Source organism: Anaerolineaceae bacterium oral taxon 439 (assembly GCA_001717545.1).
Taxonomy (GTDB): domain Bacteria; phylum Chloroflexota; class Anaerolineae; order Anaerolineales; family Anaerolineaceae; genus Flexilinea.
On sequence record CP017039.1, the window covers coordinates 731,094 to 744,667 of the forward strand.

A 13,574-nucleotide genomic window follows, 5' to 3' on the forward strand; every position below is an offset into this window, starting at 1 on the left:
CGGGCGTGCGGCCCGCTTCGCAGGAGGATTTTTTTGATCGCTTCGCTGATCGAGCCGTTTCAGTTTGATTTTTTCGTGCGCAGCCTGTTAGCGGCGACGATCGTCGGCGCGGTCTGTTCCGTGATCGGCGTGTACGTCGTCGTGCGGTCGATGGCCTTTTTGGGCGACGCGCTGGCGCATGCGGTTCTTCCGGGCGTGGCGATCGCGTACCTTTTCGGCGGGAATCTGACGATTGGGGCGCTGGCGGCTTCCTGTCTGGTTGCGCTCGGCGTCGCGGAGCTTTCGGAAAACGCCGAGATTCGCGAAGATACCGCGATTGGGATCCTGTTTACCGCGGCGTTGGCGCTGGGCGTCGCGATGATCAGTTCGAACCGTTCATACGCCGTCGACCTGGCGCATATCCTGTTCGGAAACGTATTGGGCGTGAACACGGCGGATATTCGCTTTATCGCGGTCGCGGCGACGGTGGTCCTGCTGACGGTGGTCCTGCTGTACCGCCGGTTCCTGGCGATTACGTTCGATCCGATTATGGCGCGGACGATGGGCTGGAACGTACGGCTGCTGCGGTCGGTCCTGCTGGTCATGATTGCGGCGACGATTACGATTTCAATCAATATCGTCGGCGCGTCTCTGGTGACGGCGATGCTGATCACGCCGGCGGCGACCGCGCTGATGTTTACCAAAAAGCTGGCGCAGACGATGCTCGTGTCGGCGCTGATCGGGATGCTGTCCGGGTTTATCGGCCTGATGGCGAGTTATTACCTGAATATCAGCTCGGGCGCGTCGATCGTGCTGACCGCGACCGGTTTTTTCCTGATCGGAACGCTCTGGCGGAAGGTCTTCCCGCGAAGGAATTGAACGCGGAGGGCGCGGGCGAATTAACCGGGCGGCCGGGTGCGCGATGCGCCGTAAAGTTCAGGCGGGTCCAGGGGACAGACGAGATTTTCCTGACGCTTTTCCCGTTCGCCTGAATAACGGTTCGCTCGCGTGCACGGATCAGCGGAACGTCTTTTTCGGTTTCGAATAATACGTCTCGCTCATCGGCAGCTTCGTCCTCAGCACCCCGTCCATCGCGTAATACGCGCCCTGAACCGCGGGGGCGGTCGGGATGGAAGCGATTTCGCCGATCCCCTTCGCGCCGTACGCGACGTCCAGGTACTGATTCTTTTCGATATAGATTGCCTGGATCGGGGGCGCGTCGGTCGCGCGCATCAGTCCCAGCGTCCCGAATTTCTTCGGCGGGACGCAGTCTGGACAGACGAAATTTTCGGTCAGCGCGAATCCCAGCCCCATCAGGACGCCGCCTTCGATCTGGCCCTGGATTGCGATGGGATTGACGACGCGGCCGGAGTCATGCGCCGCGTAAACTTTCCTGACTTTCCCGTCGTCGTCGAGGATAACGACGTGGGTTGCGAAACCGTAGGCGATATGCGACTTCGGGTTGGGGACGTCCGCGCCAAGCTTGTCGGTCGGCTCGAAGTATTCGGCGAAGAACTCCCGCCCTTCGAGATCGGATAAATCGCCGCCGGACGCGTCGAGCGCCTCGCGGAGCTCCGTGGCGGCCATTCGGATCGCCTCGCCGCTGACGAGCGTCTGGCGCGAACCGGAGGTCGTTCCCGAGTCTGGGGAGAGCTCTGAATTTGCGCCGATGCAGCGCAGGCGGTCGCGGCCGATCGCGAGCGATTCTTCTGCGATCTGGACGAAGATCGTCGCACAGCCCTGACCGATATCCGACGCGCCGCAGTAAATTTCAACCATGCCGTTCCGGACGACCAGCCTTGCGCGGCCTTTATCGGGAAGACCGACGCCGACGCCGGAATTCTTCATCGCGCAGGCGATCCCGGCGCGGCCGGGATTCGCTTCGTAGACGTCTTTGACGGCGAGGAGCGTTTCTTTCAGCGCGGTCGAGCGGTCGGCGATCTGGCCGTTGGGGAGGACCGCCCCGGGTTCGATCGCGTTCCGGAAACGGATTTCCCAGGGCGAGATCCCGACCTTTTCGGCGAGCAGGTTGATATTCGATTCGAGCGCGAATTCGCTTTGGCAGACGCCGAACCCACGGTACGCCCCGGCAGGCGGGTTGTTCGTGTAATAGCCGTAACCGCGGATATCCGTATTCTGGTACCGGTAGGGCCCGACCGAATGGGTACAGGCGCGTTCAAGAACCGGGCCGCAGAGCGACGCGTAGGCGCCGGTATCGAAATAAATATCGCAGTCGAGCGCGGTAAAGATTCCGTTCTCGTCGCAGCCGAGCGTAAACGTCCCTTCCATCGCGTGCCGCTTTGGATGGAACGCGATCGATTCTTCGCGCGAAAACCTGACCTTGACGGGACGCTGCGTTTTCCAGGCGGCGAGAGCGGCGATATGCTGAGCCGAGACGTCCTCTTTTCCGCCGAAACCGCCGCCGACGTATTTATTCTCGACGATGATCCGTTCCTGATCCCAGCCGAACATGATCGCGACTTCGTGCCGCGTGTCATAGACGCTCTGGTCGGTCGAGAGGATCTTAATCCCGTCCTTATACGGGAACGCGATCGCGCATTCCGGTTCGAGGAAGGCATGTTCCGTCATGGGGGTGCTGTATTTCTGCGTGACGACGTATTTGGATTCCGCGAGCGCTTTTTTCGCGTCGCCTCGGGTGACGTGCCGCGTCTGGCAGAGGTTCCCCTTTGAATGCACCCGCGGCGCGCCGTCCGCCATCGCTTCGTAAACGTTCCGGACCGGTTCGAGCGGCTCGTATTCGATTTTGATCAGGTTTTTCGCCGCTTCGAGAATCGCCGGCGATTCGGCGACCACGAGACAGAGCGCGTCGCCGACGTAACGCGTGACGCTTCCGACGGGGATCATGACGTCCCAGTCCTGTTGGATATGGCCGACTTTATTGTTGGGGACGTCTTCGGCGGTCAGTACGTCGACTACGCCGGGGAGCGAACGGGCTGCGTTCGTATCGATCGAGAGGACGCGCGCGCGCGGATAGGCGGAACGGACCGCCGACGCATGAGCCATGCCTTCGATGACGACGTCGTCGACGTATTCGCCGACGCCGAGTACCTTATCGCGGACGTCGACGCGGAACGCATGTTTCCCGACGCCGAACGCGCCTTCCATCTCAAACTTCTCGTCGATCGAAGCTTCCCCGCGGAGGATCGCGGCGACTAACTGAATCCCTTTGACGATTTTCGTATAGCCGGTACAGCGGCAGATATTCCCGCGCAGCGCCAACCGGATTTCGTCTTCTTTTGGGTTGGGGTTCTGGTCGAGGAGCGCCTTGCCGGATATCACCATGCCCGGGATGCAGAAGCCGCACTGGACCGAGCCTTTCACGCCGAACGCGTAAACGAACGCCTCTTTTTCGCGGAGCGAAAGCCCTTCGACCGTCAGGATCGATTTCCCCACCGCTTTCGCGGTCGTCAGGACACAGGCGCGCGTCGTTTTCCCGTCGACGATAACCGTGCAGGTCCCGCAGGCTCCCTGGCTGCAGCCGTCTTTGACCGAATGCAGCCCGAGATCGTCGCGCAGGAAGCGCAGCAGGGATTTATTTTCAGCCGTTTCGACCGGTTTCCCGTTAACGATGAATGAATATGTTTCCGCCATTGCTTTTTCTTTCCTGTAGTTACCGAAAGATTTTTTTATTAAGCGCCGACGAACCGTTTCGGTTTGGGAACGCGGGATCGTTCGGTCGCTGATGCAAGCCGAGCATGCACATTCGGCCTGGCGGTTTTAGCGGGCCTTCCCCCGACGCTGCCGGTTATGAAACGCGAAACAGCGATGAACATATTGTAGTGCATAAACGAAAACTTCGTACTTATTCTATAAATAGACCCCAATTTGACCGGTGCGGGAGTGCTTATTTTATAAATATTGAAAAAGATGCCGCCTTTGCGTATAATGAAATCAGAAATGTCGGGTATTTCAAAGATCGGTTGATCTCATCAGAAAAGGAGCCGGCATTATGCTAATAGTCCGGTTGACGAATTCCGGGCGTTCTCAGAAGGAAACAGGGATTTGGGAAAGGCGTTAATCAATGAGTTCAATCAGTCAATCCGTTCGTAAGCTGGATCATTTAGCGAAAATATCCGGCGCTGCGAAGTATGTTGAGGATATTCGTCTCGACGGGATGCTGTACGGGAAGATCGTTCGCTCGACCGTTGCGCATGGGAAGATTACGGCGATTCATTTGCCGGAGATGGGTCCGGAATATACCGTCGTTCAGGCATCGGATATCCCGGGCGTGAATCAGGTCCATATCGTCGGCGACGATCATCCCGTTTTTTCGAATGGCGAGGTGAACTATATCGGCGAGGCGATTCTGATGATCGTCGGTCCGGATAAGCGGCAGGCTGGGAAATACGCCGCGGCGACGAAGGTCGATTATGAGATTCTGGACGCCTGTTTCGATCCGAAAAAATCCGATACGACATTTTACGAATACGCTTACGAAGAGGGTGATTGGGAGAAAGCCTTCGAGGAAGCCGACGAAATTATTGACGACGAAATTTTTTCAGCGCATCAGGAACACGCTTACATGGAGGTTCAGGGGCTTATCGGGGATTATCGGGACGGGAAGCTGACGGTCCGCGGCTCGATGCAGTGCCCGTTTTACGTGCATACGGCGGTAATGGCGGTTATGGGGATGAAACCGGAGGATATCAACGTTATCGCGGAGGATACCGGCGGCGGTTTCGGCGGGAAGGAGGATTATCCGTCGATCCTGGGGTCGCAGGTCGGCGTCGCCTCGTATAAGACCGGACGGCCGGTTAAATGCGTTTTTGACAGGCGCGAGGATATTACATGCACTTCGAAACGGCATCCGGCGTTCATGCGCTATCGGGTTGCGATTAAAGATGGGAAGATTACCGCGGTTGATACGGATATTCTTTACGACGGCGGCGGGTATACGACGCTGTCGATGGTCGTATTGCAGCGCGGCCTGATCGGCGCGCTGGGGATCTATAAATTCCCGCGCTACCGCGTTCACGGAAAAGCGGTCAAGACGCATACGGTCCCGAACGGGGCGTTCCGCGGCTTCGGCGGCCCGCAGACATTTTTCGCGATGGAACTGATGATGAATCATGCGGCGCGGAAGCTTGGGAAGGACCCGCTCGTACTCCGGAAAGAATACTGCGCGAAGAAGGGCGACGTTTCGCCGACGCATGGCGTTTATCATTTCGAAATCCCGATTCCTGACATGCTGGAGCAGATCGCGGAGGCGTCGGATTATTATCGAAAGGCTGAGGCATACAGGAACCAGACCGGGCGTTATCGCCGCGGGATCGGTATTTCGTCGGTCTATCATGGCTGCGGCTTTACCGGTGCGGGCGAACGCGATTTGATCAAGGCGGTTTTCAAGCTGCATAAACGGGCAGACGACACGGTCGAAATTCTGGCCGCCGCGGTCGATATGGGTCAGGGGGTCAAGACGGCGTTCCGGAAGATCGCGGCCAGCGTTCTCGACCTTCCGGTTGAGCGCGTTATTATCGTCAATCCGGATACCGACCGCGTCCCGAACTCCGGTCCGACGGTCGCGAGCCGCTCGGTCATGGTCGTCGGGAAGCTCATCGAACGGGCGGCGGAGCGGTTGAAAGCCGATTGGAAGCCCGGCGAGGACCAGCTCATCACCGAGCATTACGTCCATCCGGAATTCATGATTCCCTGGGACCTGGCGACGTTTTCCGGCGATCCTTACCCGGATTCGTCCTGGTCGACGAACGCCGTTGAAGTCGAGGTCGATACGCTGCTGGGGCTGACGAAGGTTTTGAACGCATGGGGCTGCTACGACGTGGGAACGGTGATCGACGAAAATATTGTCATCGGGCAGATGGAAGGCGGGCTGCTCCAGTCGATCGGGCACGGCGGAATCGAGCTGATTAATTATGACCGGACGGGACGTATCCGGAATAACAGCCTGAGCGATTATATCGTTCCGACTGCGCTCGACGTCCCGTCGCTGCATGTCATGTTCCACAACAGCGAATATGTTAATGGCCCGTTCGGTGCGAAGGCGGCGGGCGAGCTTCCGAACGTCGGCGGTTCGGCGGCGTATATCGGCGCGATGGAAATGGCTTTGGGAACCGATTTATATCAGACGCCGTTCTCGACGGAAGATACGATGCAATTATTGGAGGAGCGGCGAAATGGTTGAGAAAACTCACTTGATTTTGAGCGAATATGAGAGTCTCTCGGTTCAGCGATTCGAAACGTGGAACGATATGGCCGAAAAAATTCGCTTTATCCTGAACGGAGAACCGGTCGAATCGAACTGGAAAGCTAACGAGCGGCTGTTAGACGTCCTGCGGGAAGAATTCCGGATGACCGGCGTCAAGTGCGGCTGCCGGGAAGGCGAATGCGGCGCATGTTCAGTTTTAATCGACGGGCAGCTGGCGAATTCCTGTCTCGTCGCGCTCGGCGCCGTCTCTGGCCGGGAGGTCGAAACGATCGAGGGTTTCAGCCGCAGCGAACGATTCGAAATTTTATCTGACGCGTTCGCTGATTTGTCGGCGGTTCAATGCGGATTCTGTATTCCCGGGATGGTCCTGGCGGCGGAATCGCTGCTGCGTTTCAATCCGCATCCTACGGAACTCGAGATTCGCGAGGGATTGTCCGGAAATATTTGCCGCTGTACGGGATATAACGCGATCGTGCATGCGATTCAGAACGCGTCGGAAAAAGGAAACGGGCTATGGTAAAGCTGGAAAACGGCTACCTTCCCGAAACGCTGGCGGAAGCGCTGGAGATTCGCGCGGCGGAGAAGGTCGTTCCGTACGCCGGCGGGACGGACTTAATGGTTGAGGCGGCTGAAGAGGCGACGTACCTTTTTCTGAATCAGCTGCCGGAGCTGTCGCGGGTCCGTATTACCGACGATACGCTGGAAATTGGCGCCGCCTGTACGTATACGGAGCTGCTGAATCATGAAGCGGTTCCGCAGGTCCTGAAGGACGCGATGATCCGGATCGCGTCCCCGGCGACCAGGAACCAGGCGACGCCGGCGGGAAATATCTGTAACGCGTCGCCGAAGGCAGATTCGGCGTTGATTTTCGTCGCCGCGGGCGCGCGGCTGCGGCTGCGCAGCGTATCCGGCGAGCGTGTCGTTCCCATTTCTGAATTTTTTATCGATCGCGGGAAAACGTGCCTGCGGGAGGATGAACTCCTGACGGAGATCCTGATGCCGCGGCGCGGGCTGGAAAATTATTATTATAAGAAGATCGGCGCGCGGGCGGCGATGGCGATTTCGCGCGTTTCGTTCGTCGCGATCTACGGCGAAGCGGACGGTCGGATCGAACGCATGTCGATTGCGTTTGGCGCGGTCAGCGGCGTTGTGCTGCGCTTCCCGGAAGCTGAGGCGATGATGATCGGGAGGACGATTCCGGAGGCGAAAGCGATGAAAGCCGATTTTCTGAAGGAATATGACGAGCGGATCGTTCCGATCCGCGGCCGCGTTTCCGCGACCTATCGGAAACAGGCGTGCATGAACCTGCTCAACGATTTCCTGGAGAGCCGGGGTATCTGAACGGGTTGCGGATCCGGCTTTCAGATATCCATAAGCGCAGGGCTGTCTCAAAAGTTGAATTCCTGAAATTTTCAGGTGAATATTATTAAAGCGTTTTTCTGCCTGGAGGATAGCTGCGTCCTTGTGTAGAACACAAAAAACGGGATCCGATGGAGGGGAAGACAGGGATTTTCCCCATCTTCCACAAAAAACTACCCAAAGTCAATGTATTGAGGCCCCCTGAGACCTTTGGTCGAATGGGGGTCAATTCAATGCATTGATAAATAAGCAGGCGAATTTTATATAATAAAATTCGTTTTGATACAGCCCTGTTTCGTTCGGTCCCGGGACCCTTCAGGATCGGGGTATGATGGATGGACGGCGGAGTGGAGCCGCTGAGAAAGGATAAGGAGCGAGACATGTTTCTTCCGACGACGGCTGAGGAAATGCAGGCGCGGGGCTGGCGGCGTCCGGACGTCATCCTCGTCAGCGGCGATACTTATATTGATTCCCCGTACAGCGGCGTCGCGCTGATCGGCCGGATTTTAGATAACGCAGGCTATAAGGTCGCGATCCTGGCCCAGCCGGATATCGCGAGCGAGGAAGATTTTACCCGTCTGGGCGAACCGGCGCTTTTCTGGGGCGTGACCGGTGGGCTGGTTGACTCGATGGTTTCGAATTACACGGCGCTGAACAAGCCGCGCCGGCAGGACGATTTTACCCCAGGCGGCGTTAACAACCGGCGCCCGGACCGCGCCGTTCTCGCGTATACGAACCTGATCCGCCGTTATTTCAAGAATACTGTCCCGATCGTTCTGGGCGGGGTGGAAGCCGGGCTGCGCCGCGTCGCGCATTATGACTTCTGGACGAATAAGGTGCGCGGGTCGATCCTTTTCGACGCGAAGGCGGATTACCTGCTGTACGGGATGGCGGACCGCTCGATTTTGCAGCTGGCAAAGGCGCTCCGGGATGGGAAGCCGGTCGAGGCGATTCGCGGGCTTTGCTATGGGGCGAAGGAAGCGCCGGCAGGGGCTTCGATCCTGCCTTCGTTTGAGGAATGCCGGACGGATCCGGACGCTTTTACGCGCATGTTCAAGACGTTTTATCAGAATAACGACGCCGTCAGCGGTTTCATCCTGGCGCAGCGGCACGGCGAGCGTTATCTCGTTCAGAATCCGCCGGCGAAGCCGCTGAATCAGCGGGAGCTGGACGCGGTATACGACCTGCAGTTTGAACGGGACGTCCATCCGTATTATAAGCGGCAGGGCGAGGTCCGCGCGCTCCAGACGATTCGTTTCTCTGTCCCGACGCACCGCGGCTGCTACGGCGAATGCAATTACTGCGCTATTGCGGTTCACGAGGGCCGGACGGTGCAATGGCGATCGGAGGCGTCGATCCTGAGGGAGATTCGGACGATCAGCGAGCTTCCCGATTTTAAGGGGTATATTCTTGATCTGGGCGGTCCGACCGCGAACATGTACGGGTACGAATGCCCGAAGAAGCTGGTTAAGGGGGCCTGCAGGGATCGGCGCTGTATCTATCCGGCTGTCTGCCCCTCGCTTCCGGTCAATCATCAGTCGCAGCTGACGCTTCTCGAAAAGGCTCGGAAAATTCCGGGCGTGAAGAAAATTATGATCGCGTCGGGAATTCGATATGACCTGCTCCCGTCCGACCTGGTATACGGGAAGGCTTATCTCCGCGACGTGATCCGGTACCATGTTTCCGGTCAGCTGCGCGTCGCCCCGGAGCATGACAGCCCGAAGGTCCTGGCGGCGATGGGGAAGCCGGGGAAGGGAGCGCTCCTGACGTTCAAGCGCGAATTCGACCGTGAGACGAAGGCGGCAGGCCTGCCGCAGTTTTTAAGCTATTATTTCATCGCCTGTCATCCGGGCTGTGGCGAGCGGGACATGCTCGGGCTGAAGAAATTCTGCGACGAAACGCTGGGCGTGACGCCGGAACAGACGCAGATTTTCACCCCGACCCCTTCGACCTGGTCGTCGCTGATGTACTATACGGAGCGCGATCCGGAATCCGGAGAACCGATCTTCGTTGAGAAGGATCCTTTCCGAAAGCAGCGGCAAAAAGACATCCTTCTCGGGAAAACGGGGACTTCGGAACCGCGCGGCGGAGCGCCGGGCCGTCGGCGAACGAGGACCCGCGGCGAGCGGGATCTGAATCGGGAAGGTGCGCGGGGAGACCGTTCCGAGCGTTGGAGAAGCGCCCCGGCGCGCGGAGACGGAAAAAAAGCGGACCCCGCTCCCGAAACGCTGGAAGACGGTCGCCGCGGGTCGCGCTCTCCGTCGTTCCGTTGCAACGACCGGGCCCCGTCAGAAGACGGGTTCCCCGAAAAAATAAGCCGGCCGCCCTGAAGCGGATTCACGGTACAATTACCATTAATTCGGCCCGGCGGCGCTCGGATTCGCGCCATCCGCGTCGGTACTCTAAAATCAGATTGGATTCAGGCCGGCATGATCAAAACTATCGTTATTTACAATCGGCACGCTCTGAAGCGAAAGCCGCGTCATTCGATTGAGGAAGTCGGGAAAGCGCTTTTATCCGCGGGAATCGATCATGTCATGATTTCGCCGATGAAGAGCGGAGAAACGATCGAGCTCGTTGAAGCGGCGGTCCGGGACGGGACGGAGCGCGTGATCTGTACCGGGGGCGACGGGACGGTTAACGAAGTTGTCAACGGCGTCGTCCGCGCGGAGAAGAACGGCGCGGCGCGCGCGGCGATTGGGATTCTTCCGAACGGACGCGGGAATGATTTTGGATATGCCGTCGGAATCCCGCAGGATCTTCAGCGATCGATCGCGATTATCGCGGCGGGACATCTCAGAAGGGTCGACGTCGGGCGGGTTTATAACGGCCTTTGCGAACGGTATTTTATGAACGGCGCGGGCGTCGGGATCGACGCGGCGATTAACTACTGGGCGACGCTTTCGAGTTTAAACGGATTCCCGTCTTATGCCTGGGGCCTGCTGAAAGCGCTTTCCCGGAACTATGTCCAGCCGGTCATGCGCGTTCGGATCGACGGCGCATCGTTTGAGAAACCGGTCGTGATGCTGGCGGCGATGAATGGGCTCCGCGAGGGCGGGGGCTTCCAGCTCGCGCCTGATTTCGACCTGCAGGACGGGCTGCTGAACGTTTCGATCATCGGGGACGGACTTCCGCTCAGGCGGGTCCTCCCGATTATCCCGTCGTTTTTTAATGGAACGGTCGCTCAACAGAAGATAGTTCACCGGTACCTGGCCAGAAAGATCGAAGTCGAGATCCCGGATCGCGGCCTGATCGGGCAGGCGGACGGCGAAGTCCTCGGGACGGGGATTCGATCGTTTCGGGCGGAGATCGCCGGCGATTCGATCGACCTGATCGTTCCGAAGGCGGGCTGACGGAAGGCGGCCTGGGATGCGTTCGCAAGCGGAACCCAACCCCGACCGGCGAGGCGAAGCGCGCGCGTCGCTGATATTCGCGCTGACGGCGGCGTTGGCGGCGCTCGCCGCCTATGGGATCCTGATTCCGTCGTGGGCGGCGTTCGGCGACGATCCGAATTTTCTCTGGACGTATCATCGCGGCGGAGCGGCGGCTTACCGTCCCTTCATGGCCTGGATCCGGGAGTACGGCGTCCTTTTGTACGAATGGTTTTCGCCTTTTGCAGGCGAGGCGGTTATGCGCTGGCGGATCGCGGCTCTGGGGCTGCGCTGGCTTTCCTCCGTCCTTTATTTTATAACGCTGCGGCGCGCGTATCCGCGGCGGACAGGGCTGATCTTCGCGGCGGGGCTGCTGTTCCTGCTTTATCCGGGGTTCAGTCAGCAGGCGGTTCCCGTCGAATTTATTCTGCATTTTTTTTCGCTGTGCTGTATTCTGGCTTCGATCGCGATTCATCAGTCCGCGCTGAATTCGAGCCGGCGATCGCTTTCGGCGCTGCGGATGATCGCGGCGGGCGGGCTGTCGCTGGTCGGGGTTTTTTCCTGCGAATATTTTATTGGATTAGAGATTGTCCGCGCGGTTCTGGTTTACCGGAGTCTGGACGCGGACGACGCGGCGCGGACGCGTTTCAGGCGGACGGCGGTCACGACGCTCCCGTTCCTGGCGATCCTGGCGCTTTTCCTGTATTGGCGGCTGTTCCGGACGTCGATTACCTATCTGGAACCGGTCCTGCTGGAGGAGCTTCGGGCGGACCCGCTCAGCGCGGTGACCGGGCTCATGACGCAGGCTGTCGGAGATTTGAAGACTGCGTTTATCGACGCCTTCCGGCTCCCGCTGTCGACCCGGCTGAGTGGGAAGAGCGGATTTCTGGGACTGTTGCTGACGCTGGTTTTTTCGGTTCTTTTTTATGTTGTGGTCCGGCGTTTTGAGGCGCCAGGCGCGAACGAGGATACCGATTCGGAACGCAGGAGCCGGGACGAACGCTGGCGCATGGTCGGGCTCGGGCTTTTCGCGGGTCTCGTGGGCGGCGCGCCGGTCTGGGGCGCGGGGCTGGAAATGACGCTGACGCTGTTCTGGGACCGGCTGACGCTGTCGTTCGCCTGGGGGGCGGCGTTGGCGGCCGTGGCGTTTTTATCCGAGATCCTGCGCCCGCGTTACCGTGCGGTCGGGCTGGCGCTGCTGGCGGCGGTTCCGCTGGGGTACCAGTTCCAGGTTCAGAACCGCTTCCGGCGCGATTGGGAGCTGACGCGCGCGGCGGTCTGGGAGCTGAAATGGCGCGCGCCCGATTTAGCGCCGGGAACGCTCCTGCTCTTCGATCGGCTCCCGACCGGGTCGCTGACGGATAATTCGTTGAACGCGCTGGTCAACTGGGCGTATGAGACGCCCAGGGCGCCGGAGCGGGAGGCGTATAAGGTTTTTGAGATCGATAACCGGCGCGAGAGCCTGCTGACGCTGCGTCCGGAATCGCCGGTCGTTCACGGCGCGTTTCATGGCGTGATGAGTGACGCGGTGATCGCGGTGAAATCGCCTTCGGCTTGCCTGATGCTGCTCCGGCCGGGCGATCGGAACCTGCCGTTTTTATCGAAAACGGGGCGGGCGCTGCTGCCGATCGTGTCCGATCCGGGAAAGCGCGTGATCCCGACGGCGGATCGGCCGATGACGCTTCCTCCGTTTTTCGCCGATGAACCGGCGCATGGATGGTGTTTCTATTATGAGCGGGCGGAGGCGGCGGCGGATCGCGGCGATTGGGCGGAGGTTCTGAGACTGGCGCATGAGGCGGAGGCGCAGGGATTGGCGGCTTCGACCGCGGTTGAGCTGCGCAGCTTTTTGATCGCGGCGCTGATTGGCGGCGATCCTGAGCTGGCTGAGCGGTACGCGGCCGCGGTTGAAGCGGAGGAGGGCGTTCCGGCGTTTTTCCGTCCGGCGCTGGAAGCGTTCGACCCGGCGTCGCTGTCGCCCGAGGGGCGTCGGATACGGGAGCGGATGATCTCTGTTCCTGATTCGAGCGGTTTTGACCAGGAGGATTTTCGATCCGGAACGGCGTATAATTGATATAAGTTTCAATCCTGAAGCGTAAGGGCGTACGGGGGAAGGGAGCTGGATGAGCGAAGCGAAAGAAGAGAAATTGGACGTCAGAAAAAAGAAGAAAAAGCCAAGAGTCCGGTCGTCAGCGAAGGCGATCATCCTTCGGGACGGGAGCCTCCTGGCGCAGCGCTGCGATTTTGGCGACGGTATCGTTTGCTACCTGCTCCCCGGCGGGGGACAGAAATTCGGAGAATCGCTTCACGACGCGCTTCGGCGCGAGGTTCTGGAAGAAACCGGCGCGGAGATCGAGATCGGCCCGCTTGTCTGGATTCGGGATTATATCGGACGGAACCATGAGTTCGCCGAAGAGGACCCGGATACGCATCAGGTTTCACATTATTTTCTCTGCGAACTGGTATCCGGGCCGGACGGCGCGCGCGCGTCGAACCCCGATTCGGTTCAGGTCGGGTTGAATTGGATCCCGCTGACCGAAATCAGGTCGGCGAACCTGTACCCGAAAGCGCTGAAAGCGCGTTTCAGCGCGGATGGATGGATCGAGGGCGAGGTTTACGCTGGGGACGTCAATTAAGACGGCGTTGAGCGAACTGGCGGCTTTTATTGGGATTGGTTTAATTCT

Annotated in this window: 9 protein-coding genes; 8 read left to right on the forward strand and 1 reads right to left on the reverse strand. The window is 59.2% G+C overall.

What is annotated here, in order from left to right; translation table 11 throughout:
* The first annotated feature begins 33 nt into the window (after positions 1 to 33).
* The gene (locus BEQ56_03420) at positions 34 to 858 is read left to right on the forward strand and encodes a manganese ABC transporter permease (GenBank protein AOH42609.1); all 825 of its coding nucleotides are present in this window, start codon (positions 34 to 36) and stop codon (positions 856 to 858) included.
* A gap of 138 nt (positions 859 to 996) precedes the next feature.
* On the opposite strand, the gene BEQ56_03425 is transcribed toward BEQ56_03420, so the two are convergent.
* Positions 997 to 3,591 (reverse strand): selenium-dependent xanthine dehydrogenase, encoded by a 2,595-nt coding sequence (locus BEQ56_03425; protein AOH42610.1) that lies wholly within the window; start codon positions 3,589 to 3,591, stop codon positions 997 to 999.
* A 430-nt stretch (positions 3,592 to 4,021) separates the two neighbouring features.
* Here BEQ56_03425 and BEQ56_03430 point away from each other — a divergent pair, with 430 nt between their 5' ends.
* From BEQ56_03430 to BEQ56_03460, 7 genes are all read left to right on the forward strand, one after another.
* Positions 4,022 to 6,139 carry an aldehyde oxidase gene (locus BEQ56_03430; protein AOH42611.1) on the forward strand — a complete coding sequence of 706 codons (2,118 nt, stop codon included), beginning with the start codon at positions 4,022 to 4,024 and terminating at the stop codon, positions 6,137 to 6,139.
* Between the two features lie 67 nt (positions 6,140 to 6,206).
* Entirely contained in the window at positions 6,207 to 6,683 is a 477-nt protein-coding gene (locus BEQ56_03435) for a ferredoxin (GenBank protein AOH44384.1), read from the forward strand.
* A 2-nt stretch (positions 6,684 to 6,685) separates the two neighbouring features.
* The gene (locus BEQ56_03440; GenBank protein AOH44385.1) at positions 6,686 to 7,504 is read left to right on the forward strand and encodes a molybdopterin dehydrogenase; all 819 of its coding nucleotides are present in this window, start codon (positions 6,686 to 6,688) and stop codon (positions 7,502 to 7,504) included.
* A gap of 398 nt (positions 7,505 to 7,902) precedes the next feature.
* Positions 7,903 to 9,852: a YgiQ family radical SAM protein gene (locus BEQ56_03445; GenBank protein AOH42612.1), complete on the forward strand. Its 1,950-nt coding sequence runs from the start codon at positions 7,903 to 7,905 to the stop codon at positions 9,850 to 9,852.
* 99 nt (positions 9,853 to 9,951) lie between these two features.
* Positions 9,952 to 10,875 (forward strand): hypothetical protein, encoded by a 924-nt coding sequence (locus BEQ56_03450; protein AOH42613.1) that lies wholly within the window; start codon positions 9,952 to 9,954, stop codon positions 10,873 to 10,875.
* 16 nt (positions 10,876 to 10,891) lie between these two features.
* Positions 10,892 to 12,964, forward strand: a complete 2,073-nt coding sequence (locus tag BEQ56_03455) for a hypothetical protein (protein AOH42614.1) — start codon at positions 10,892 to 10,894, stop codon at positions 12,962 to 12,964.
* 49 nt (positions 12,965 to 13,013) lie between these two features.
* Entirely contained in the window at positions 13,014 to 13,526 is a 513-nt protein-coding gene (locus BEQ56_03460; GenBank protein AOH42615.1) for a hypothetical protein, read from the forward strand.
* Positions 13,527 to 13,574 lie beyond the last annotated feature (48 nt).